24 protein-coding genes are annotated in these 22,330 nt (G+C 61.0%); 13 read left to right on the top strand and 11 right to left on the bottom strand.

Features of this window, described 5'->3' with window-relative positions:
- Window positions 1-62 precede the first annotated feature (62 nt).
- The 3 genes from TL5118_RS18600 to TL5118_RS18610 all read left to right on the top strand — a co-directional run bounded on the left by TL5118_RS18600 (window position 63) and on the right by TL5118_RS18610 (window position 1,820).
- Complete coding sequence (locus TL5118_RS18600; RefSeq protein ID WP_058242324.1) at window positions 63-656, top strand: DUF1285 domain-containing protein; 594 nt, start codon at window positions 63-65, stop codon at window positions 654-656.
- 85 nt (window positions 657-741) lie between these two features.
- The gene (locus tag TL5118_RS18605; protein WP_058242323.1) at window positions 742-1,134 is read left to right on the top strand and encodes a VOC family protein; all 393 of its coding nucleotides are present in this window, start codon (window positions 742-744) and stop codon (window positions 1,132-1,134) included.
- Complete coding sequence (locus tag TL5118_RS18610; protein ID WP_058242322.1) at window positions 1,134-1,820, top strand: helix-turn-helix transcriptional regulator; 687 nt, start codon at window positions 1,134-1,136, stop codon at window positions 1,818-1,820. The genes TL5118_RS18605 and TL5118_RS18610 overlap by 1 nt, the downstream gene beginning before the upstream one ends.
- Window positions 1,821-1,828: 8 nt before the next feature.
- Here TL5118_RS18610 and TL5118_RS18615 read toward each other — a convergent pair whose 3' ends face one another.
- The 4 genes from TL5118_RS18615 to smpB form a co-directional block, all read right to left on the bottom strand.
- Window positions 1,829-2,710, bottom strand: a complete 882-nt coding sequence (locus TL5118_RS18615) for an acyl-CoA thioesterase (RefSeq protein ID WP_179945274.1) — start codon at window positions 2,708-2,710, stop codon at window positions 1,829-1,831.
- A 172-nt stretch (window positions 2,711-2,882) separates the two neighbouring features.
- On the bottom strand, window positions 2,883-4,067 hold the full coding sequence (locus TL5118_RS18620; protein ID WP_058242321.1) for an amino acid aminotransferase: 1,185 nt from the start codon (window positions 4,065-4,067) through the stop codon (window positions 2,883-2,885).
- A gap of 4 nt (window positions 4,068-4,071) precedes the next feature.
- Window positions 4,072-4,929, bottom strand: coding sequence for a 3-mercaptopyruvate sulfurtransferase (gene sseA / locus TL5118_RS18625; RefSeq protein WP_058242320.1), 858 nt, complete (start codon window positions 4,927-4,929; stop codon window positions 4,072-4,074).
- Window positions 4,930-5,156: 227 nt separating this feature from the next.
- A complete protein-coding gene (gene smpB, locus TL5118_RS18630; protein ID WP_058242319.1) occupies window positions 5,157-5,636 on the bottom strand; it encodes an SsrA-binding protein SmpB in 480 nt (159 codons plus the stop codon).
- A 150-nt stretch (window positions 5,637-5,786) separates the two neighbouring features.
- On the opposite strand from smpB, the gene TL5118_RS18635 reads away from it, so the two are divergent.
- From TL5118_RS18635 to TL5118_RS18650, 4 genes are all read left to right on the top strand, one after another.
- Window positions 5,787-6,626 (top strand): RNA polymerase sigma factor, encoded by an 840-nt coding sequence (locus TL5118_RS18635; RefSeq protein WP_058242318.1) that lies wholly within the window; start codon window positions 5,787-5,789, stop codon window positions 6,624-6,626.
- A gap of 62 nt (window positions 6,627-6,688) precedes the next feature.
- Complete coding sequence (locus tag TL5118_RS18640) at window positions 6,689-7,174, top strand: YybH family protein (protein WP_058242317.1); 486 nt, start codon at window positions 6,689-6,691, stop codon at window positions 7,172-7,174.
- Window positions 7,175-7,300: 126 nt separating this feature from the next.
- Window positions 7,301-9,052: a SulP family inorganic anion transporter gene (locus tag TL5118_RS18645; protein WP_058242316.1), complete on the top strand. Its 1,752-nt coding sequence runs from the start codon at window positions 7,301-7,303 to the stop codon at window positions 9,050-9,052.
- An 81-nt stretch (window positions 9,053-9,133) separates the two neighbouring features.
- The gene (locus tag TL5118_RS18650; protein WP_058242315.1) at window positions 9,134-10,021 is read left to right on the top strand and encodes a DMT family transporter; all 888 of its coding nucleotides are present in this window, start codon (window positions 9,134-9,136) and stop codon (window positions 10,019-10,021) included.
- A 56-nt stretch (window positions 10,022-10,077) separates the two neighbouring features.
- Here the strand turns inward: TL5118_RS18650 and dapA are convergent, their stop codons facing one another.
- The gene (dapA, locus tag TL5118_RS18655; RefSeq protein ID WP_058242314.1) at window positions 10,078-10,950 is read right to left on the bottom strand and encodes a 4-hydroxy-tetrahydrodipicolinate synthase; all 873 of its coding nucleotides are present in this window, start codon (window positions 10,948-10,950) and stop codon (window positions 10,078-10,080) included.
- A 171-nt stretch (window positions 10,951-11,121) separates the two neighbouring features.
- On the opposite strand from dapA, the gene TL5118_RS18660 reads away from it, so the two are divergent.
- Window positions 11,122-13,095 (top strand): lytic transglycosylase domain-containing protein, encoded by a 1,974-nt coding sequence (locus tag TL5118_RS18660; RefSeq protein ID WP_058242313.1) that lies wholly within the window; start codon window positions 11,122-11,124, stop codon window positions 13,093-13,095.
- Here the strand turns inward: TL5118_RS18660 and TL5118_RS18665 are convergent.
- The gene (locus TL5118_RS18665) at window positions 13,069-13,935 is read right to left on the bottom strand and encodes a DMT family transporter (protein WP_058242312.1); all 867 of its coding nucleotides are present in this window, start codon (window positions 13,933-13,935) and stop codon (window positions 13,069-13,071) included. The two genes, TL5118_RS18660 and TL5118_RS18665, sit on opposite strands and share 27 nt — an antisense overlap.
- Before the next feature lie 22 nt (window positions 13,936-13,957).
- Window positions 13,958-14,647, bottom strand: a complete 690-nt coding sequence (gene mnmC2 / locus TL5118_RS18670; protein WP_058242311.1) for a tRNA (5-methylaminomethyl-2-thiouridine)(34)-methyltransferase MnmC2 — start codon at window positions 14,645-14,647, stop codon at window positions 13,958-13,960.
- 66 nt (window positions 14,648-14,713) lie between these two features.
- On the opposite strand from mnmC2, the gene TL5118_RS18675 reads away from it, so the two are divergent.
- Window positions 14,714-15,766, top strand: a complete 1,053-nt coding sequence (locus TL5118_RS18675) for an NAD(P)/FAD-dependent oxidoreductase (protein ID WP_058242310.1) — start codon at window positions 14,714-14,716, stop codon at window positions 15,764-15,766.
- Between the two features lie 225 nt (window positions 15,767-15,991).
- Here the strand turns inward: TL5118_RS18675 and TL5118_RS18680 are convergent, their stop codons facing one another.
- The 3 genes from TL5118_RS18680 to TL5118_RS18690 form a co-directional block, all read right to left on the bottom strand.
- Complete coding sequence (locus TL5118_RS18680) at window positions 15,992-16,978, bottom strand: adenosine kinase (protein WP_058242309.1); 987 nt, start codon at window positions 16,976-16,978, stop codon at window positions 15,992-15,994.
- A complete protein-coding gene (nth, locus tag TL5118_RS18685; protein ID WP_058242308.1) occupies window positions 16,975-17,619 on the bottom strand; it encodes an endonuclease III in 645 nt (214 codons plus the stop codon). The genes TL5118_RS18680 and nth overlap by 4 nt, the downstream gene beginning before the upstream one ends.
- 91 nt (window positions 17,620-17,710) lie before the next feature.
- Window positions 17,711-18,589, bottom strand: coding sequence for a serine hydrolase domain-containing protein (locus tag TL5118_RS18690; RefSeq protein ID WP_131727461.1), 879 nt, complete (start codon window positions 18,587-18,589; stop codon window positions 17,711-17,713).
- 101 nt (window positions 18,590-18,690) lie between these two features.
- Between TL5118_RS18690 and TL5118_RS18695 the strand changes: the two genes are divergently transcribed.
- The 3 genes from TL5118_RS18695 to TL5118_RS18705 all read left to right on the top strand — a co-directional run bounded on the left by TL5118_RS18695 (window position 18,691) and on the right by TL5118_RS18705 (window position 20,999).
- Entirely contained in the window at window positions 18,691-19,545 is an 855-nt protein-coding gene (locus TL5118_RS18695; RefSeq protein WP_058242306.1) for a methylated-DNA--[protein]-cysteine S-methyltransferase, read from the top strand.
- Window positions 19,546-19,716: 171 nt separating this feature from the next.
- Window positions 19,717-20,373 (top strand): YiaD family glycine zipper/OmpA-like lipoprotein, encoded by a 657-nt coding sequence (locus TL5118_RS18700; RefSeq protein ID WP_058242305.1) that lies wholly within the window; start codon window positions 19,717-19,719, stop codon window positions 20,371-20,373.
- A 149-nt stretch (window positions 20,374-20,522) separates the two neighbouring features.
- Window positions 20,523-20,999, top strand: a complete 477-nt coding sequence (locus TL5118_RS18705) for an NADPH-dependent FMN reductase (RefSeq protein WP_306345403.1) — start codon at window positions 20,523-20,525, stop codon at window positions 20,997-20,999.
- 61 nt (window positions 21,000-21,060) lie between these two features.
- Here the strand turns inward: TL5118_RS18705 and TL5118_RS18710 are convergent, their stop codons facing one another.
- Entirely contained in the window at window positions 21,061-21,459 is a 399-nt protein-coding gene (locus tag TL5118_RS18710) for a VOC family protein (RefSeq protein WP_058242304.1), read from the bottom strand.
- Window positions 21,460-21,500: 41 nt separating this feature from the next.
- Between TL5118_RS18710 and TL5118_RS18715 the strand changes: the two genes are divergently transcribed.
- Window positions 21,501-22,328 carry an HTD2 family dehydratase gene (locus tag TL5118_RS18715; RefSeq protein ID WP_058242303.1) on the top strand — a complete coding sequence of 276 codons (828 nt, stop codon included), beginning with the start codon at window positions 21,501-21,503 and terminating at the stop codon, window positions 22,326-22,328.
- The last annotated feature ends 2 nt before the right edge of the window (window positions 22,329-22,330 follow it).

A 22,330-nucleotide genomic window follows, 5' to 3' on the forward strand; every position in this document is an offset into this window, starting at 1 on the left:
ACTCCACTCTCGGCCCTATCTTTGACTTAACTCTATCGCAGCAAATTCAAATGGCAAAAGTTATGAGCGAACAAATGCGTGAGATTCCCTCGGCCGATGGCATCGCCAAAGCGGCCAAAGCCGCCGCAAAGGGCAAAGGTCTGCCGCCGGTACATCTGTGGAACCCTGAGTTTTGTGGCGATCTGGACATGCGGATCGCCCGGGATGGCACATGGTTCTATCTGGGCACCCCAATCGGACGGCCCGAGCTGGTGCGGCTGTTTTCCACCATCCTGCGCAAAGACGACGATAAATACTTTCTGGTCACCCCGGTGGAGAAGGTTGGCATCACCGTCGATGACGCCCCTTTTGTTGCGGTCGATTTTACCGTGACGGGCACAGGTGCCGAACAAAAGCTGCAGTTTGTCACCAACCTTGGCGATGAAATGACCGCCGGGGCGGCGGCGCCGATCAGGGTGGTGCGCGATCCCGACACGGGTGAGCCATCGCCCTATGTGCTGGTGCGCAGCAACCTCGAAGCGCTGATCGACCGCAAAAGCTTCTACCGGCTGGTGGACATCGGCGCGCACAAAGATCATGAGGGCAGCCGTTGGTTTGGCCTCTGGTCCTCCGGGCAGTTTTTCCCAGTGATCCCCTCCGACGAACTGGAAGAATAAATCACCGACGCTGACAGGCTCCTGACAGAAGGCTGTCAGGAGGGCTGTGCCATTAAGACGCCGTCATTAAACAAAGGAGATTCCCATGACGGCTGCAGAAACCCTCCCTGAAACCGCGCGTCCCGTTCTTGTCTGGGCGGAAATCCCGGTCACCGATTTGGAGAAGGCAATGGAATTTTACGCCAAGGTCTTTGATTACAAAATGACGGTCGACACCAACGGCCCGAACCCCATTTCGTTTTTCAACAACGATATGAACGGCACCGGCGGCCACCTTTATCCCGGCAAAGCGGCCAAGGAAGGTCAGGGCCCGACTGTGCATCTGCAGATCCCCGACACGCTGGAAGAGGCAACAGTGCGCGTGACCGAAGCAGGTGGCACCTTGATCGGTGGCCCCGTGCCGCTGCCCGTGGGCCGGTTCCACTACGCGCAGGATCTTGATGGCAACTCCATCGGCCTGTTTGAGGTCACCGCCTGATGCGCCGCGCCGACCGCCTGTTTCAGATCGTGCAGTACCTGCGCGGCGGGCGGTTGGTCACGGCTGCGCAATTGGCCGAAAAGCTGGAGGTCACGCCGCGGACGATTTACCGCGACGTGGCCGATCTGATCGGCTCAGGCGTGCCGATTGAGGGGGAGGCAGGTGTCGGCTACCTGATGCGGGACGGCTACGATCTGCCGCCGCTAATGTTCACCTCAGACGAAATTGTGGCACTGGTGGCAGGTGCCCGGCTGCTGCGCGCCTTTGGGGGCGCCAAAATGGCCGCCAGCGCCGAAGAAGCGCTGGTCAAAATCAACGCCGTTCTACCCGACACGGCCCGCGCCCGGTCCGAGGCGGTGCAGGTCCATGCCATCAACGCTGAGGAAATGACGCCAGAGCTGCGCAATCGAATCGATCAGATTGAGGCCGCCGTCAACGCCCAGCTGTTGCTGCACATGGCCTATGCAGACGAAGACCAACGTCCCAGCCAGCGCGTGGTACGTCCGCTGGGTCTGTGGTTCTGGGGCAAGGTCTGGACGCTGGTTTCATGGTGTGAGCTGCGACAGGACTTCCGCATGTTCCGCATTGATCGCATTCAGACCCTGCAGGAAGGCGACCGGTTCAAACACCGCCCAGGCCAAACGCTGCGCGATTTTTACCGCCGCGATGCCTGCTGGGATGACTAAGTCGTCCGTTACCCTTTCGGCGTCACCTCCCGCACCAGACCTTCCTGTGCGGTGCTTGCCACCAGGCGACCGTCACGGCTGTAGATCTGACCACGGTTAAAGCCACGCGCGCCACCAGTCCAGGGGCTGTCCATCGAATAGAGCTGCCATTCATCCATGCGGAAATCGTCATGGAACCAGACCGCGTGATCGAGGCTGGCAAATTGCATATCCGGATCGATGAAGGCTTTACCCCAGGGCAGAACCGAGGTGCCCAACAGGCCAAAGTCCGACACATAAGACAGCGCCGCGCGATGCATCGCCACGGTATCGCCCAGATCGCCACGGATGCGCATCCAGATATGCTGCATCGGGCCTTGTGCTTCGCGGGTGAAAGGCGGACGCAACCCAACCGGCCGCAACTCAATCGGGCGCGGTGATTTCAACCAGGCCAGATAGGCCTCAGGCAGCTGCTCGGCGAAACGTTCGCCCAGCTGCACCTCATTTTCCAACTCTTCCGGGGCGGGCACATCGGGCATGGTGGATTGCTGGAACAGCCCTTCTTCTTTCACATGGAACGAGGCCGCAAGGTTCAGGATCGGCTTGCCCGACTGCACCGCCACCACCCGCCGGGTGGCAAAACTGCGCCCGTCGCGGTCCCGCTCCACGCGGTAAAGCACCGGTTTGGTGGCATCTCCGGGGCGCATGAAATAGGCGTGTAGCGAATGCACCGGGCGGTCGTCCCCCACGGTTTTGATCGCAGACATCAGCGCCTGCCCAATCACCTGACCGCCGAAACTGCGGCCGCGCCCTTTGGGGGTTGCCATACCGCGGAAGAAATTGTCTTCGACCGCTTCAACCTGCAACAGATCGTGCAAATAGCGGGTGATGTCAGAAGGGGAGGTGCTCATGGGGTTTGCCTTTGGTGTGCTCTGCCGGGAAGTCCCCATTCGATGCGATTTTCCAAGCCACCGCAAGCCGCAACATAACGGCACATCCAAGCGGCAAGCGGTTCTGACCGGCTGCCAGAAACAACAAAGGGCGCCACCTGGGCGCCCTTGCAATCTTCGTCAACTCAGTGGCTTAGACGCCGGCGTCGATGATCGCCTTGGCCAAAATCGGCACCGAGGTTTTGTTGAGACCGGCAATGTTCATCCGCGAATCGCCCACCATGTAGATGGCGTGTTCTTTGCGCATGACCTCAACCAGCTCCGGCGTGGTGCCAAGACGTGAGAACATGCCGCGGTGCTGCGCCAAGAAGCCGAAACGGTCCGAGCCCGACAGGCGCTGCAACTCACCCGCCAGCTGCTCACGCAAGCCCAGCATCGAAAGGCGCACCTCTTCCAGCTCAGCCGCCCAATCCGCGCGCAGCGCCGGATCCTGCAGGATCATGGTGACAACACGGGCGCCGTGATCCGGCGGGAAGGAGTAGTTCTGACGGTTGAGGAAATTGAGCGAGCCCTGGGTCAGACCCTTCAGGCCTTTGTCCGCAGCAATCGCCATCAGGATACCGGTCCGCTCACGGTAAACCCCGAAGTTTTTCGAGCAGCTGGCCGCGATCAGGCATTCCGGTACCGAGGAGGCCACCAAACGGGTTGCCTGCGCATCTTCTTCCAGACCATCGCCAAAGCCCTGATAGGCAATGTCGATCATCGGGATCGCGCCGGTCTCCAAGAGAACCGCAACAACCTCTTTCCACTGCGCCAAGTTCAGGTTGGCACCGGTCGGGTTGTGGCAGCAGCCATGCAGCAGAACCACGTCGCCTTTCTTGGCCTGTTTCAGATCCGCCAGCATGCCTTCGAAATCCACCCCACGGGTGTCATTGTCGAAATAGCGGTATTCCACAGTCTCGATGTTCAGGAACTTCAGGATCGAAATGTGGTTCGGCCAGGTCGGGTTCGACACGAAAACACGCGCCTCAGGATTGGCCCAACGGATCATCTCAAACGCCTGACGGCAGGCGCCAGTGCCGCCGGGGGTCGCCGCCGCGGCGATGGTGTCACGCGCAACGCTGTCGCCCAGCACCAGATCGATCATTGCATCGGCAAAACCGGGATCGCCGGCCAGACCAACGTAGCTTTTGCTGTCCTGCTGTTCCCACAGCTGCTTTTCCGCAGCTTTCACCGCGCGCATCACCGGGGTCACCCCTTCGGCGTTTTTATAGACCCCAACCCCAAGATCGATCTTGGTGTCACGCGGATCTTCGCGATAGGCCTGCATCAGGGCCAGGATTTTGTCGGCGGGTTGTTGTTTCAGATTGCTGAACATGGTCTCAGGCTTCTCCAGTGGCGACGGGGACAGTGGGGAAGGCCCCCCATTCCGTCCAGGATCCGTCATAAAGCGAATGATCGGTCTTGCCCGTGGCTTCCAGTGCCAGGCTCAGCACTGCGGCGGTCACGCCAGAGCCACAGCTGGTGATCACGGGTTTAGAAAGGTCAACGCCCGCAGCCGCAAAGATCGCAGTGACCTCGGCCGGGGATTTCATGGTCTGATCGCCATTGAGCAGCGATTTGAAAAACACGTTCTTGGAGCCAGGAATGTGGCCGGCGCGCAGGCCTTCGCGCGGCTCCGGCACATCGCCGCGGAACCGTTCCGGGGCGCGGGCATCAACGATTTCATAATCGCCCAGCTTCGCGGCTGAGCTGACCTGGGTCACATCCTTCACCATATCGGCGCGGCGGCGCACGGTCATATGGCGATCCCGGATCACCGGCTCCTCATCACTGACCGGGCGGCCTTCGGACTGCCACTTGGGCAGACCGCCGTCCAGAACCGCGATATTGTCCTGGCCCATCAGCTTGAACAGCCACCAGACCCGCGCCGCCGAAAAGATGCCTGAACCATCATAGACAACCACCTGATGGCCATCACCGACCCCCATGGCGCGCAGCCGGGACATAAACTTTTCCACCGGCGGCGCCATATGCGGCAGATCCGAGCGGTGATCGCTGACATCATCGATATCGAAAAAACGGGCGTTCGGGATATGCGCCTTATCGAACTCCGCCTTCGCATCCCGCGCCTCAGCCGGCATATACCAGCTGGCATCCAGAATACGCAGATCGGGATCTTTCAGATGCGCGGCCAACCATTCGGTTGAGACCAGCGTCTTCGGATCATCATAGGCCATCACTACCCCCCTCGATCAGTTCACAACCGACCTACAGAACAAGGGCGATAGAGGCAAGAGGGCCGCGCGGCCTGCGCCCAGGGCTCAGACCGAAACGCGGATCTAAATGGGGGAATTTGAGTATTTAAGGATCATTGAAAGGCGCTTTCAACGTTTCGAAAAATACTCCGGGGGTTGAATTGGCGTCAGCCAAGAAGGGGGCAGCGCCCCCTTGCCGCCCTTGCCCCTTACTCGCCGTGGCGCAGCAGGCGCTGTTTCTGGCGGCCCCAATCGCGTTTGGCTTCGGTGGCGCGTTTGTCGTGCAGCTTCTTACCTTTGGCGATGCCGATCTTCAGCTTGGCCAGACCTTTGTGGTTGAAGTAGAGCACCATCGGCACCAGCGTCATGCCCTTGCGCTGGGTGTCGTTCCACATCCGGGCCAGCTCTTTCTTGCTGACCAGCAACTTGCGGCGGCGGCGCTCTTCGTGGCCCCAGGTCTTGGCCTGCTCATAAGGGGCGATGTAGCCGTTGATCAACCACAGCTCACCATCTTCGACCGAAGCGTAGCTTTCGGCGATATTGGCTGAGTTTTCACGCAGGGATTTCACCTCGGATCCTTGCAAGATGATACCGCATTCGATGTCATCCTCGATCGCATAGTCAAAGCGGGCGCGCCGGTTTTCGGCCACCACTTTGTAGTTCGGATCTGCGTTTTTCTTCTGTGCCATGGGGCTGTCCTACTGCGCTTGGGGGCCACTGTCCATGCTGCGGCCTCTCCTCAGATCGGCACCCGATGAAATTTTTTCAAGAAAATCTGTCACACCTCGGCACATCGCGCGGTCTAACCTTATATCAGTCATTGAGATGAGGGCGCAGAGATGGCCAAAGAGAGCAAACAAATCCCCCCCACTGTGATCGCCGCAGCGCAGGCCGGTGAGGCACAGGCGCTTGAGGCGCTGGTGCGTGCGGTGCAGGACAGGGTGCATCACCTGGCCCTGCGGATGCTGGCGGATCCGGCCCTGGCGCAGGATGCGACGCAGGAAATTCTGATCCGTGTGGTTACCAAGCTTTCGACCTTTCGGGGGGAGGCGCGGTTTTCGACCTGGGTCTACCGGATCGCCACCAACTACCTGCTGACCGCCCGCAAGGTGCTGGCCCGCGATCCCGGCCTGAGTTTTGAGATGTTTGAGGTAGATCTGCTGGATGGTCTGGCGGATCCGGCACAGGCCGCGCCTGAAGATCATGTGATGCTGAATGAGTTGCGGCTGCGCTGCACCATGGCGATGCTCCTGTGCCTCGACCGCGACCATCGCGCCGCCTATGTGCTAGGCGATATTCTGGAACTGTCACAGTCAGAGGCCGCGGATGCTCTGGAGATCACCCCTGCCAATTACCGTCAGCGCCTGAGCCGGGCCCGCACCAAAGTCACCGATTTCACCGCCCGCAGCTGTGGCGTTGCCCGCGCCGGGGCGGCCTGTTCCTGCCCCCGGCGCCTGCCGGCGGCACAGACCATGGGCCGGCTGGGGGACCAGCCCGATCCCCTGTTGGCAGGCGCGCAGGGCTATGAAGCGGCCGTGCAGATGGCCCGTGAGACCAGCGCCGATCTGGTCGCCAGCAAATTACAACAGGGTGCCGCCCCGAAGGAGGCGCCGGTGGACTACGCCCGCGCCATCCTGCGCATGGTCGAAACCCATGCGGAAACGCCGCCGCCCAGCTAACACGACCGGTTAAGCCCACCGGCTAACCACAACATTCCCAACCATCAGAACAGGAGATCCTGATGAAACACGTCCCGACGTGGCTGAAGACCTGCGCGCTTTCGATCGCGCTGCCCTTGGCCAGCCTGCCCCAAACCCTAACCGCAGAAGGAGAGATTTCCATGCAAGACCAAGCCATCCTCACCGCCATTGAAACCATGACCAGCGCCTTTGAGGCCGGCAATATGGACCGGGTGATGCAAAGCTATGAGCCTGAGGCCGCAATTGCCTTTGAGCCCGGCCAGCCGATCAGCGATGCCGCGATGGCCCGCGCCGCCTTTGAAGGGTTTGCTCAGGTGAACCCGGAGTTCACATACTCAGGTCATGAGGTCATCCGAGCCGGTGACATCGCCCTGCATATCGCGCCCTGGTCGATGGTGGGCCAGACCCCGGACGGGCAGGAAATCCGGCAGTCCGGACTGTCGGTTGCGGTTTTGCGCCAACAGGGTGACGGCAGCTGGCGCATGGTGATCGACAATCCGCACGGCGCACATCTGATGCAGCGGTAAGCCGCTTCGGGCGGGCTCTTGCGGCCCGCCCCCTCCCTTCAAGAAAAGCTACATTTCAAATTTACCCCTTCACTTATTCTTCTTTTTGAATATATAAGCATCCTTAACACGTACAGGATGACCCCCATGCCCTTCTCAACGCCCCTTGCCGAAACCCTGCGGCGCAACCTGCCCATCCTAAACTGGGCCAAGGACTACGATCGTGACACGCTGACCAGCGATCTGGTGGCGGCGGTGATTGTAACGATCATGCTGATCCCACAGTCGCTGGCCTATGCCTTGCTGGCTGGCCTGCCGCCTGAGATGGGGCTTTATGCGTCAATCCTGCCGCTGGTTGCTTATGCGATTTTCGGCACCAGCCGCGCGCTGGCCGTTGGGCCGGTGGCGGTCGTGTCGCTGATGACCGCAGCAGCGGTGGGCAATCTAGCGCTACAGGGCACTGCGGAATATGCGCTGGCGGCCATTACGCTGGCCTTCATGTCCGGTGTGATGCTCTTGGTGATGGGGATCTTCCGCCTTGGGTTTCTGGCCAATTTCCTCAGCCATCCGGTGATTGCTGGGTTTATCACCGCTTCAGGCGTGCTGATCGCCACATCACAGCTGAAACATATCTTTGGCATCGATGCCCATGGTCACACGATGGTCGAGTTGCTGGGATCGCTGTTTGAAAACCAACATCTGACCAATCCGATCACCCTGTTGATCGGCGGTTTGACTGTTGGTTTCCTTTTTTGGGTGCGCAAGGGCATGAAATCGATGCTGCTGGGCCTGGGTCTGAAACCACGGCTGGCGGACGTTTTGACCAAAGCAGGCCCGGTTCTGGCTGTGGTGGTCACCACATTGGTCACCTGGGGCTTTGATCTGGAAGCGCAGGGCGTCAAGATCGTGGGGGAGGTGCCTATGGGCCTGCCGCCGCTCAGCGCGCCATCGTTCAGCGCCGAAATCTGGGGATCGCTGTTTGTCTCGGCATTGCTGATCTCGGTCATCGGGTTTGTTGAATCGGTCTCCGTGGCGCAAACCCTGGCCGCCAAAAGACGCCAACGCATTGTTCCCGATCAGGAGTTGATCGGTCTGGGTGCATCGAACATCGCCTCGGCGATTTCGGGGGGCTACCCGGTCACTGGCGGCTTTGCCCGGTCGGTGGTGAACTTCGATGCCGGGGCTGAAACACCGGCAGCGGGGGCCTTCACCGCAGTTGGGATCCTGCTGGCCGCGCTGCTGCTGACACCGCTGCTGTTCTTCCTGCCGAAGGCAACGCTGGCCGCCACCATTATCGTTGCGGTGCTCAGCCTGGTGGACTTCTCAATCCTCAGCAAAGCCTGGACCTATTCCAAAATCGATTTCACCGCCGTGGCCGCGACGATCTTCCTGACCCTCGGCATGGGGGTGGAGATTGGGGTCTCAGCCGGGGTGGCGCTGTCGATCTTCCTGTTCCTCTACAAAACCTCGCGCCCGCATGTGGCCGAGGTGGGGCTGGTGCCTGGCACCCAGCATTTCCGCAATATTCTGCGCCATGAGGTGGAAACCCATCCTGAGCTGGTGACGCTGCGAATCGATGAAAGCCTCTATTTCGCCAATGCGCGGTTCCTGGAGGACTACGTTTATGACCGCATCGCCTGTGATGAGCCGATCAAACATGTGGTGCTGCTGTGTTCGGCGGTGAATGAGATCGACATGTCCGCGCTGGAAAGTCTGGAAGAGATCAACCACCGCCTGCGCGATGTTGGCATCAAGCTGCACCTGTCTGAGGTCAAAGGCCCGGTGATGGACCGGCTGCAGCGCAGTCACTTCCTCGACGAACTGACAGGAACTGTCTTTTTGTCGCATTATGAGGCGGTCTGCGCTCTGACCGGGGATTGCGCAGAGGCCGCGAAGTAAGGGGCGCGACCTCTGCGCCCCTTGCACCTACCCACAATCTGTGGTGGCTCTTGCACGACACGTCTCGTGAAAGGCCACCGCATGACCACCGCTGCCACCGACCTGCGCCAAGCAAATTTGATCGGCGCCCTTTGGATGGTGCTGGCTATGGTGCTGTTTGCCATTGAAGATGCGCTGCTGAAACAGGCGGCGCTGACGGTTTCCGTCGGGCAGGTGATGCTGTGTTTTGGCTTTGGTGGGGCGGTTGTGTTTGCACTGCACCTCTTGGCCACCGGACAACGGCTGTTTCACCCTGATGTGCTGTCCCTGCCGATGCGCATCCGCGTGGTGTTTGAGGTGCTGGGCCGTCTGTTTTACGTGCTGGCCGTTGCCTTGGCCCCGCTGTCCTCGGCCACAGTGATCCTGCAGGCCACGCCGCTGGTCGTTGTGGCCGCGGCGGCGCTGATTTTTGGCGAAAAGGTGGGCTGGCGGCGCTGGTTAGCGATTCTGATCGGCCTGACTGGCGTTCTGGTGATTCTGCGCCCGACCGGGGACAGTTTCACCATGTTATCGGTTCTGGCGGTGCTGGGGATGCTGGGGTTCGCCGGGCGCGATCTGGCCAGCCGCGCCGCGCCAGGAACGCTCAGCACATCGACGCTGGGGCTTTACGGGTTCCTGTCGCTGGCCACGGCGGGCGGGCTGTTCCTGATTTGGGAAGGCAAACCGCTGGTAACACCCACACAAACCGACCTTGGCCTGATGGCCATTGTGATCTTCGTTGGCATCTTCGCCTATAGTTCCCTGATGAAAGCCATGCGCACCGGCGAGGTTTCCGCCGTCACCCCCTTCCGCTATTCGCGCCTGCTGTTTGGCGTCGGGATCGGCGTGGTCTGGTTTGACGAAAGCTTTGACGGCTATATGGCCATCGGCAGCGGTCTGATCGTCCTCTCCGGCCTGTTCATCCTGTGGCGCGGCAAACAGGCGCGCTAAACGAAAACACCCGGACCAAAGGCCCGGGTGATCCGTATTTCTAACAACGCTGCGGCTTAGAGCAGACCAGCGTGGGCCAGCGCGGCGTCCAGCGCCTCTTTGGTGCTGTCGCTCAGGCCGGTCAGCGGCAGACGCACCTCTTCGCTGCACAAGCCCAGTTTCGACATGGCGTATTTGGCGCCAACCAGACCTGGCTCGATAAAGATCGCTTCGTGCAGCGGCATCAGCTTATCCTGATATTCCAATGCTTTGGCGTAATCGCCTGCCAGGGTGGCGGCCTGGAATTCGGCGCAGAGCTTCGGCGCAACGTTTGCAGTGACCGAGATGCAGCCAACCCCGCCATGCGCGTTGAAGCCCAGTGCGGTCGCGTCTTCACCCGACATTTGCACAAAATCTGCACCGCAGGCAGCGCGCTGCTGGCTGACGCGGGCGATATCGCCGGTGGCATCTTTCACACCGATGATGCGCGGCAGTTTGGCCAGCTCACCCATAGTTTCCGGGGTCATGTCGATCACCGAACGACCCGGAATATTGTAGATGATGATCGGCAATTCGCAGCAATCATGCAGCGCGGTGAAATGCGCAATCAAGCCGCGCTGAGTCGGCTTGTTGTAGTAAGGGGTCACAACCAGTGCCGCATCTGCACCCACCTTTTCGGCGTGCTGCATGAAACGGATGCCTTCCAGCGTGTTGTTGCTGCCGGCACCTGCGATCACCGGCACACGGCCAGCGGAGGCTTTCACCACCTCTTCGATCACAGTTTCATGCTCTTCATGCGTCAGGGTGGGGCTTTCGCCCGTGGTGCCAACCGGCACAAACCCGTTGGTGCCTTCACCAATATGCCACTCGATCAGCTTCTTGAGCGTCTCCAGATCCAGCTCGCCGTTTTTGAACGGCGTGACCAATGCAGGAAAAGATCCTTTGAACATGCGACACTCCTTCTTCGTCGTGGCGGGCAACAGGCCCGGATGATTAATCGTGGCTTACCGGCGGGATGGTCCAAAGGGTGGCGGGATGTCGCCGTCGTGATTTGCCCCATAGGACCGCCGGACATAAGCTGCGGTTGTCTATCCCCGGATCCTTTGGAAACGCAAGTCATCATGCGCCTCTTTCCCCTTCTTCTTTGCATTTCCTTGTCCAGTGGTGCGCTGGCGCAAGCGTCTGGCACCCCCGAATCGGGGGCAGCGGCCGGGCCCAAGCCCCTTGCGGCGGCACTGAATGCGGTTGCCTCCAAAGATTGGACCAAGGCCGAGGCACTGGCGGCCCGCGCGGGTGGTGCGGTGGCCACGGATCTGGTGGAATGGCATCGGCTGCGCGCTGCTGAGGGCACCGCAGCTGACGTTAGCGCGTTTTTGGAGAGGCGCGGCGATTGGCCGGGGCTGAAACTGCTGCGCAAACGGATGGAACCAGCGATGGCCAAGGGATCCGCGGCGCAGATCATCACCTTTTACGCGCCGCAGCCACCGCAAACCGGTGTTGGATTGCTGAGCTATGCCAAAGCCTTGCAGTCCGCCGGCAAACAAGCTGAGGCTGAGGCCGCCGTGATTGCAGGCTGGCGCAGCATCTCGCTCAAATCTGGCGAAAACACGGCCCTTAGGGCGGAATTTGGCAAGGTTCTGGCGCCCCATCACACCGCACGGCTGGACATGGCGCTGTGGAAAGGCTGGCAGCAAAACACCGCAGATATGGTGCCCCTTGTCGGAAAAGACTGGCAGGCCCTGGCCGCCGCACGGCGCGGTTTGCAGCGCAATGTCAAAGGGGTCGACGGTCTGATCGCCGCTGTGCCCGCAACGCTCGCGAATGATCCCGGGCTGGCCTATGAGCGGTATCAATGGCGGCTGCGCAAAGGGCGGCGCGCGGATGCGATTGAGCTGATGTTGGACCGCAGCCCCGACCAGCTGGGGCAGGCGGACAATTGGGGCCGGTCGCGCCGCGACCTGACCCGCCGCTTGATGCGCGCTGGTGAGATGAAGAAGGCCTATCAGCTGGCCTCGCAACACGGGCTGACGACGGGGCGCAACTTTGCCGATCTGGAATGGCTGTCGGGCTATCTGGCGCTGCGGTTCCTGAACCGCCCCGATCTGGCCAAGACCCATTTTGAAAACTTCCGCGCGGACGTCTTCACCCCCATTTCGCTGGGTCGCGCCGGCTATTGGCAGGGCCGCGCTGAGGAGGCCATGGGCAACTCCGAGGCTGCCAAAGCCGCATATGCGTTTGGAGCGCAGTATCAGACCAGTTTTTACGGTCTGCTGGCGGCCGAAAAGGCTGGGGTGGGGTTTGATCCCGCGCTGACCGGACAGACGCGCCACCCGGGCTGGCAGCAGGCTGGCTTTGCGGGCTCCAGCAACTTTGAGGCCGCACTGCTGCTGATAAACGCCGGGGACCTGGTGCTGGCTGAACGATTCCTGCGCCATATGACCGAAACCCTGCCCGAAGCTGAGATTCACCAATTGGGGGATCTGCTGATCGAGCTGGGACAGCCACATCTGGCGGTGATGGTGGGCAAACAGGCTGCCCAACGGGGGTTGACCATCGCAAACCCCTATTACCCGCTGCACCCGTTGACCCAGACCCAACTGGCGGCGCAGCCGGAAATGGCATTGGCCATCGCCAGACGTGAAAGCGAATTTGATCCCTCAGTGGTGTCCCATGCTGGGGCGGAGGGGCTGATGCAGGTGATGCCCGCCACTGCCAAACTGGTGGCGAAGCGGATAGGCGTCAAACATGATCCGGCGGCGATGCTGACGAACTGGCAGTATAACGCGCTGCTAGGGGCGGCCTATCTGGCGCAGTTGGGGGAGGAATTTGATGGCAATGTGCTGCTGGTCTCGGCGGGCTATAACGCCGGGCCGAAACGGCCGATCCGCTGGATGCAGGACCGCGGCGATCCTCGATCAGCCAAAGTGGATGTGATCGACTGGATTGAGTTCATCCCGTTTAATGAGACCCGCAATTACGTCATGCGCGTGGCCGAAAGCCTGCCGATCTACCGCGCGCAACTGGGCAAGGATCCCCTGCCGCAGCCCTTTACCGATGAGCTGAAAGGCTCAAGCGTTTTGCCGCTCTCGCCATAGGGTGAAGAGGCCTGCCGCCACAATGATCGAAGCGCCAAGCGCCACGTTCCAACGGATCGTTTCGTCAAAGAGCGTGACCCCTAGCGCAGAGGCAAAAACCAGCTGCAGATAGGCAAAGGGCTGCACTGCGCTGGCCTCGGCCACCTCATAGCATTTGATCAGCAGGAAGTGGCCAAAGGCGCCGCTGACACAGAGGGTTGCCATCCAGATCCAATCCCCGCCTGACATCGGCTGCCAAAACCAGATGCCTACCGCGGTCATCGCCACCGAACCCACCGTGCCGGTCCAGAAAAATGAGGTGCTGGCGCTGTCCTTGCGGGCCACATAACGGGTCAGCAGACCGTAAAGTGCAAACATCAGGGCCGACAGGAACGGCACCAAGGCCTCAACCTGAAAGACACCAAAGCCGGGCTGCAGAATGATCAGTACTCCGACAAAGCCAAAGCCGATCGCCACCCAGCGCCGCCAGCCGACGCTTTCGCCCAGAACCGGCCCGCTGAGGGCGGCAATCATCAGGGGATAAGCGGCAAAAACCGCGTGGCTTTCGACCAGGCCCAACAGGGTAAATCCGTAAACCGCCACACAAATTTCTGCCACCAGCAGCACCGCGCGAAAGCTTTGCATCAGCGGTTGATCCGTACGCGCCGCCTGTTTCAGACCGCCCGAGGCGCGGCTGGCAATGGCGATCACAAAGGCCGCAAAGAACCAGTAACGGATCATGATCACCATGAAGGTGTTATATTCCGCCGCCAGATGTTTCGAGATGCCATCCTGCAGTGCAAAGACCAGCGTCGTGGCGGCCATCAGAATGATGCCCAGCTTGGTGTTATTGCCACTCATGCGCTGCCCTCCGCTGCTGTGGTTAGCCCTGCGCGGCCGGCCCAGACATGCGAGCCACCGTCATATGCCTTTTACGGCCATAGCCAGGGATACGCTCTACCGTAAAACCCGCATCGGTCAGACCACGCCGCACGAAACCCGCCGCAGTGTAAGTTGCCGCCGTTCCATCCGGTGCCGTATGGGCGCCAACCGCCCACATCAGCTCGGGCGACCAAAGCTCGGGATTTTTGGCCGGCGAAAACCCATCCAGGAACCAGGCATCCGCCCTGCCCTGCCACAGCGGCAAAGTTTCGCGCGCATCGCCACGCACCATTTCAAATTCCAGATCGGGCAGGGAAATCCGATGCAGATCGTCAGACCAATGCGGTTCCAGATCCGCCGCCACATCCGCAATTTCGGGGAAGGCTGCCTGCGCCCGGATCATTTCCGCAGGCGTCATCGGAAAGGCCTCAAACGTGGTGAAATGCAGCTTGCCCGCCACGCCGGAGGCGCGCCACATCTGCAACGCTGCCAGCAGGTTGAGACCGGTGCCAAAGCCCAGTTCTGCCACATGAAACCCATCGCGGAACCGCGCCGGCAGGTCATTGCCCGCCAGAAACACATGGCCGGTTTCAGCCAGGCCGTTTTCCAGTGAGAAATACGGATCATCAAACCGGGTCGAGACCGGAATACGGTCCTCGCGCCATTCCAACTCGGCACGCTGGTCTTGCATCTGGGGATCCCTTAAGGAAGCTGGTGAACAAGGCCGGGACAATGCAGCGGGGCGAGGGTAATGGCAATGGCGGATGTGACGATCTATGGCGCAGGCATCTTTGGCCTGTCGATCGGCTGGACCTGCCTGCAGCGTGGCGCAAGCGTGCGTGTCATCGATCCTTTTGGGCCGGGGGCCGGATCCAGCGGCGGGGTCGTCGGCGCCTTGGCCCCGCATGTGCCCGAAAACTGGAACACCAAGAAGGCGTTTCAATTCGACAGCCTGATCATGGCGCAGGGGTTCTGGCAGGCGGTGGAGGATGCCGGCGGCAAAAGCGCGGGCTATGGCCGGACCGGGCGGCTGCAACCGATAGCAGATGAGCACGCGCTGGACCTAGCAAGGGCAAGGGCCGAAACCGCGCAGGATCTGTGGCGCGGTCTGGCGCAGTGGCTGGTCATCCCGGCGGCTGAGGCCGGTGATTGGGCCCCGATCAGCCCAACAGGGTTTCTGATCCACGACACGCTGACCGCCCGGATGCATCCCCGCCGCGCCTGCGCCGCCCTGGTCGCCGCGATCCGCGCCAAGGGTGGCGAGGTTGTCAGCGAAGGCGTGGCAGAGGGTCAGGTTCTATGGGCCACCGGTGTGGCGGATTTGCAGGCAATCACTGCGGCGCGACCGCGGATTTTTGGCAATGGTATCAAGGGGCAAGGCGCCTCGCTACGGGTTGAGCCGGATGCGCGTGACGCCTTGAAGACCGCACCACAGCTTTTTGCTGATTCCGTTCATGTCGTGCCGCATGCGGACGGTACGGTGGCCATCGGCTCGACCAGTGAGCGTGAGTATGAGGATCCAACATCGGTTGATGACCAGTTGGAGGCCGTGATTGAACGTGCCCGTCAGGCGGTGCCCCTTTTGCGCGACGCCGAAGTTGTTGATCGCTGGGCGGGGGTGCGCCCACGCAGCCGGTCCCGCGCCCCGGTTCTGGGGGCCCATCCGCTGCATCCCGGTCAGTTCATCGCAAACGGTGGCTTCAAGATCGGCTTTGGCATGGCGCCAAAGGTGGCCGAGGTCATGGCCGATCTGTTGCTGGAGGATGTGGATAGGATCCCCGAGGCATTCCGGCCAGAAGCAAGTTTTTAGACGGAAGCAACCAACAACCTCAGGTTCGCGCCCGAACCCGAGGGCGGCTCAATGCAGGCGCACACGCTCTTTTCACCCGCGACATTTCGATGGCTAACACCGTTGCAAATCGCGCCCGCCCTTGGGGGCGGGGTCGGGCGCGAACCGGACCGCTTCGCGATCCGGTGGATCGAAAAAGGGGCGCCGCAGCGCCCCTTTCCAAACTCCCGAAGGTCCCTCAACCCATCAGTCGATCAGACCCGCCTGACGGAACAGGCCGGGCAGGTTTGCCTCGGGCCGGGCACCGAAGTGGCTGATCACCTCGGCCGCGGCGATACAGCCCATGCGGCCAGCAACCTCCAGCGAGGCACCGGTGGCATAGCCATAGAGGAACCCGGCGGCGAACTGATCACCTGCGCCAGTGGCGTCAACCGGGGTGATTTCATTTACGGGCACGCTGACCTTTTCATCGCCGCGCAACAGAACCACATCGTGGCCGGACCGGGTGCAGACCACCATGCCAGCATCCTGCGCGGCCTGCTCGAGGGCGGAGGACAGATCGGTTTCATAAAGCGAGGACCATTCGTGCTCATTGCCGATCACGTAATCCAGTTCCTTCACCAGACGGCGGAAATCGCCCCGGTGACGGTCCACACAGAACGGATCAGACAGGGCGATACCGGCTTTACCACCGGCGGCCTGGCACAGTTTGGCTGCGCGCTCAAAGGCCTCTTTGCCTTTGGGCTTGTCGTAGAGATACCCCTCAAGGAACAGGATCTCGGTATCACCTGCAACCTCATCCGAGACGTCATCCGGGCCCAGCTCGGACGAGATGCCAAGATAGGTGTTCATCGAGCGTTCGCCATCGGGCGAGACAAAGATCATCGAGCGTGAGGTGGGCAGTTCGCCCCCGGCCACCGGTGGGTTCACGAAGGTGGAGCCGTCTTTTGCCATTTCCTCAGCATAGAACCGGCCCAGCGCATCGTCATGAACGCGGCCGATGAAGCCGGTGGTCAGCCCCAGATTGCCAAGCCCCGCCAGCGTGTTGGCAACAGAACCACCCGGCACCTGCTTGCGGTTTTCCATGGCGCCATACAGCAGTTCACCACGTTCGCGTTCAACCAGCTGCATAATGCCTTTCTGAATGCCCATCAGATCCAGGAAACTGTCATCTGACTGGCTGAGAACATCAACGATGGCGTTGCCGATGCCGACAACCTGATACTTTTTCATGGGGTTTTATCCTCAAATTGGCACAGGTCACGGATGTGGCATGCGTTGCATTTGGGCTTGCGTGCTGTGCAGATGTAGCGCCCATGCAGGATCATCCAATGATGGGCGTGTTGTTGAAAGTCGGTGGGGATGTGATCCTCGATGGCGCGTTCCACGGCCACCACATCTTTGCCCGGGCAGACGCCCGAGCGATTGCCGAAGCGAAAGATATGGGTGTCCACCGCCTGTGCGGGGTAGTGCCACCACATGTTGAGAACCACATTGGCTGTCTTGCGACCGACCCCTGGCAGGCTTTCGAGGGCGGCGCGGCTGTTGGGCACTTCGCCGCCGTACTCTTCGACCAGAATGCGGCTGAGCTTGATGACATTTTTGGCCTTGTTGCGATAAAGGCCGATGGTTTTGATATGCTCGATCAACTGTTCTTCACCCAGATCCAGCATCTTTTGCGGCGTGTCTGCGATCTTGAACAGCTCCGCCGTTGCCTTGTTGACCCCCTTGTCCGTTGCCTGCGCCGAAAGGGCCACAGCCACCACCAGCGTATAGGCATTCACATGATCCAGCTCCCCTTTGGGTTCGGCTTCGGAGGCCTGAAACCGGGTGAAGATCTCGCGGATGGTGTGATAGTCAAGTTGCTTGGCCATAAGAAAGGGCGGGTCCGATTGCTGTTGGCGTCTGGCTGTCGAAGTCTGCCCGGTGGGGGCCTTCTTCCAGTAACGGCTCACCCATTGTTTTTCAACGAGAAGAGATCACCCGCAACGCTTCCCATTCGGCTGGGGCCTCATCCCCGCCGCGGGAAAAACTGGCGACGGTGACGCCTGACTGCGGGAAATAGGCCACCAGATTGCCCGACATCGGGCCACACCCCGCATGACCGATCCCCAACCCGTGGTGTTCCGTTTGCCCGATCATCAGCCCCAGACCATAACCGGCGGTGCGCCATATCCGGCCATCAATTGCCCCTTCGTTCAGCGACAGCTGCATCATCTGTTCTTTCTCAGCCGCGCTGAGCAGATCACCGTGCAAAATGCCGTAAAGCAAACGCGCCGCATCTGCAGGCGACCCGATCATACACCCGTGGTAGACCCAACCGGGATGGTAACCATCCGCATCCCAGGTGAGTGCGGCAAAATCCGCAGGGGTCATGGCCATACGGGGGGATTTCAGGCCAAGCGGCGCGATCAGGCGGCGATGGATCACCTCCCCCAGCGGGGCGCCTTCGCTGACCTCTAGGGCAAAGCGCAGGAACATATAGCCGATGTTGGAATAGCACCATTTTCTGCCCGGCGGGCCCAGCGGATCGTCGGCGCGGGCCTCCTGCAGCAGTTTGGCCACCGGCCAGGGATCTTCCCCAGCGGAAACCGCCTGCTGATAGGTGCCCACCGGCCCGTAATCCCGCAGCCCGCTGGTATGGGTCATCAACTGACGCAGGCTGTAGGGCCGGCCCGGCATTTCCGCATCCAGATCCATAAACCCTTCGCGCGCGCGGATCAGGACACAGGCCGCAATCAGCGTTTTGGTAAAGCTCCACCAAGGCAGCAGCGCCCCGGGCGCATCATCGCGAAAGACACGGCCGTCACCGTCCAGCCCGGCAGAGAGAAATCGATCTGTCATGTCGGCCACCTTGCGCAGGTCTGGCGCATTGCGCAAGATCCGGGTCGTGCATCGGCGTGACGCCCCCTAAGGTCGGATCGCAAGACACGAGGGAGAGCAAGATGAGCACCGAGGATCAGAGCTACCATTATCAGGTGATGCGTCGGGCCATTGATCTGATCGACGATGGTGCGCCCAATCAGAGCCTCAGCGATCTTGCCGCCCAATTGGGGATGAGCCCGGCACATTTCCAGCGGATCTTTTCGCGCTGGGTCGGTGTCTCGCCCAAACGCTACCAACAATATCTGACGCTGGACCACGCCAAGTCACTGCTGCGCGATCACATGACCACGCTTGAGGTCAGCCATGAGGTGGGCCTGTCGGGCAATTCACGCCTGCATGATCTGTTCATCCGGTGGGAGGCGATGAGCCCCGGCGAATATGCCCGTGGTGGGGAAGGTCTGACCGTCTATTGGGGCTGGTATGACAGCCCCTTTGGGCTGGCGCTGGTGATGGGCACGGAAAAGGGGCTGTGCGGCCTCGCCTTTGCCGCCGAAACCGGCACAGAACCGGCGATGGAGGATATGCTGTCCCGTTGGCCCAAAGCGACCTATGTGGAGGATCCAATGATGCTGCGCCCGCTGGTCGATGCCGCCTTTGCCCAGAGCGGTCAGACCGCACTGCATATGATCGGCGCTCCCTTTCAGATCAAAGTCTGGGAGGCGTTGCTGCGCATTCCATCGGGTCAGGTCACCACCTATTCGGAAATCGCCCAGTCGATCGGCAATCCCAAAGCGGTGCGCGCCGTCGGCACAGCGGTGGGGCGCAACCCGGTCAGCTGGCTTATTCCCTGCCACCGCGCGCTGCGCAAATCCGGCGCACTTGGCGGCTACCACTGGGGTCTGCCGGTGAAACGTGCGCTGCTGGCCTATGAGGCCGCTCGCGCCGAAGGTGACAGCCAGAGCGACGCAGCCTGACAGGCGTGACACCGCGCCGCTGTCACAGGGTGCACAGGATCAAAGATCACAGGGATTTGCGCGGAATACTGCCGAGTTTTTCCCCCTGATCTGGTCAAGCGCTATTATGATAGGTCTAAGATACCGCCAACCCGCGTAGGCGGAGCGACAATTATGATATTGAGGCCTCACATGATCCGAGCATCGAAACTCTCCCTTCTTTTGGCAGGCGCGTCGTTGCTGACCGTCACCGCCTGTATGGACACCCGTTACCTGGGTGAGGATGACCCCAACAAAAACACCCGCGAAGGCGCCATTCTGGGTGGTCTGGTCGGCGCTGTCTCCGGTGCGATCATCGCGGATGACAACAAAAAGGGCGCGATCATCGGTGGCATCGCAGGGGCCGCGCTTGGCGGTGCAATTGGTCAGCGTCTTGACGCCCAGGAGGCCGAGCTGCGCCAAAGCCTGGACAACCGCGTCACCATCACCAACACCGGCGACCGCCTGATCGTGACCATGCCGCAGGACATCCTGTTTGCCGTCGACAGCACCTTTGTATCCGGCGCGCTGCGCGATGATCTGGCCGCTATGGCCACCAGCCTGAACCGTTACCCGGAAAGCACCGTGCAGGTGCTGGGCCACACCGACAACACCGGTTCGGCCGAATATAACCTGGATCTCAGCCAGCGCCGCGCCAATTCTGTGGCGGCCATTCTGGTCGATAGTGGCGTCAGTGACTACCGCGTCCGCCCCATTGGCCGCGGCGAAGATCAGCCGGTGGCTTCAAACCTGACCCCGGAAGGGCGGGCACAGAACCGTCGGGTCGACATTGTGATTCTGCCGAACTGATCGACGCAACATCCAAACGCACAAGAGCGCCCCAAAAAGGGCGCTCTTTTTGCATCAGCGCACAGTCGCTTTGCGCTGCAGGCGGTTTATTTCTGTGCCCCTACAGAGTTAGATCGCCCTCAGCGAACAAGACATTTTGAGGAAATATCGTGAACATTCTCACCATTTCCGGCTCCCTGCGGGGTGACAGCGTGAACCGCAAACTTCTGGCCGAAGCAGCAACGCTTTACGGCGGTGAGGTGGTTGAAGCCGATCTGAACCTGCCGCTTTATGATGGCGATCTGGAAGCCGCCGAAGGCCTGCCCGCAAAGGTAAAAACCCTGGCTGATCAGGTGCTGAACGCTGAGGCCATCCTGATTTCCACCCCGGAATACAACAAGGCCCCGTCAGGCGTGTTGAAAAACGCGCTGGATTGGTTGAGCCGCGACAGCCGCAAGGTGCTGTCCGGCAAACCCGTTGCCGTGATGTCGGCCGCCGCTGGTCGCACCGGGGGTGAGACAGCACAATATGTGCTGCGCAACTTCCTGACGCCGCTGCGCGCCAATGTCGTGGCCGGGCCAGCGGTCTGCGTGGCCTTTGCAGGCAAGGAACTGAAACAGGTCGGTTGGAAAACGAACGCTACCTGATCGCCCTGGAAGAACTGACGACCCTGCTGAAAGACACGGTCGCCAACCAGAGTGTTCCGGCCTAAGCGCGATTGCTGACTTCGATCAGATTGCCGTCAGGATCCCGCAGATAGAGTGAGGTGATCGGCCCTGTGGCGCCGCTGCGCGGCACCGGGCCATCCTCAACCGCAATGCCCAGCGCGGCGAAATGGGCCAGCCAGTCCGCCAGCGGTTCCTCACTGAGGAAACACAGATCGGCGGATCCGGGGGTGGCCAACCGGGCCTTAGGCTCAAACTCATGCCCTGCCTGATGCAGGTTGATCTTCTGCGCCCCAAAGCGGAGCGCCCAGCGGTTGCTGCCATCCGTCGCCCGGAACCGCTGCATCTCCATGCCCAGAACATCAGTGTAAAAGGCCACAGTTGCAGAAAGATCCGCAACGGTGAGCACCAAATGATCCAGCCCCGAAACTTTCACAGCCATATCGGTTTGCCCCTTTGCTGACAGACGCCTAACCTGACGCCATGGAAAATCTGGCCCAAAATGCCCCGCCCCATGAGATGCGTCAAACCGATGTGATGGACCCTGCCCGTGCCGCCGCCTTGCTGGCGACACTTGGCCGTCCGGCTGCGGTGCAAACAGGTGACGCGCTACCGCCGTTTTTTCATCAGATCTACTTCTGGCAGGCGCTGCCACCGGCTGAGTTGGGCCGCGACGGTCACCCAGCCACGGGGGCCTCAGACAACAGCGTGATCCCCGACCTTGGCCTACCCCGGCGGATGTGGGCCGGTGGGCGGTTGGAGTTTCACGCCCCCCTGCGTGCAGGCCTTGCGGCCGAGAAGATCACCACCGTTGCCGATATCAGCCGCAAGACCGGGCGCAGCGGGCCCTTGGGCTTTGTCACGCTGCAGCATGACATTATGCAGGACGGCCAGCTGACCACCCGTGAGTATCAGGATCTGGTCTACCGCGAAGACCCCGCACCTGATGCCGCCAAGCCGCAGCCGCCGATTGCCCCGGTTGATGAGACACATGCGGAGCCCGCAATCTTCGATACCACGCTGCTGTTTCGCTATTCCGCCCTGACCTTCAATGGCCACCGCATCCATTATGATGAGGCCTACAGCCGCCAGACCGAGGGCTATGATGGGCTGGTCAGCCACGGCCCTTTGCTGGCGCAACTGTTGATGTTGCTGGCGGAACGTCAGCTTGGCCCGCTCAGCCGTTTTGAATTTCGCGCCACCTCACCGCTGATGCATCATGAGGCGGCGACGCTGTGTTGGCGTGAAGATGGTACGCTGTGGGTGCGCGGCCCGGACGGCCGTCAGAACATGACGGCCAAAGCCAGCTGATC

The sequence above is a fragment of the Thalassovita autumnalis genome (genome assembly GCF_001458255.1).
GTDB lineage: Bacteria > Pseudomonadota > Alphaproteobacteria > Rhodobacterales > Rhodobacteraceae > Thalassobius > Thalassobius autumnalis.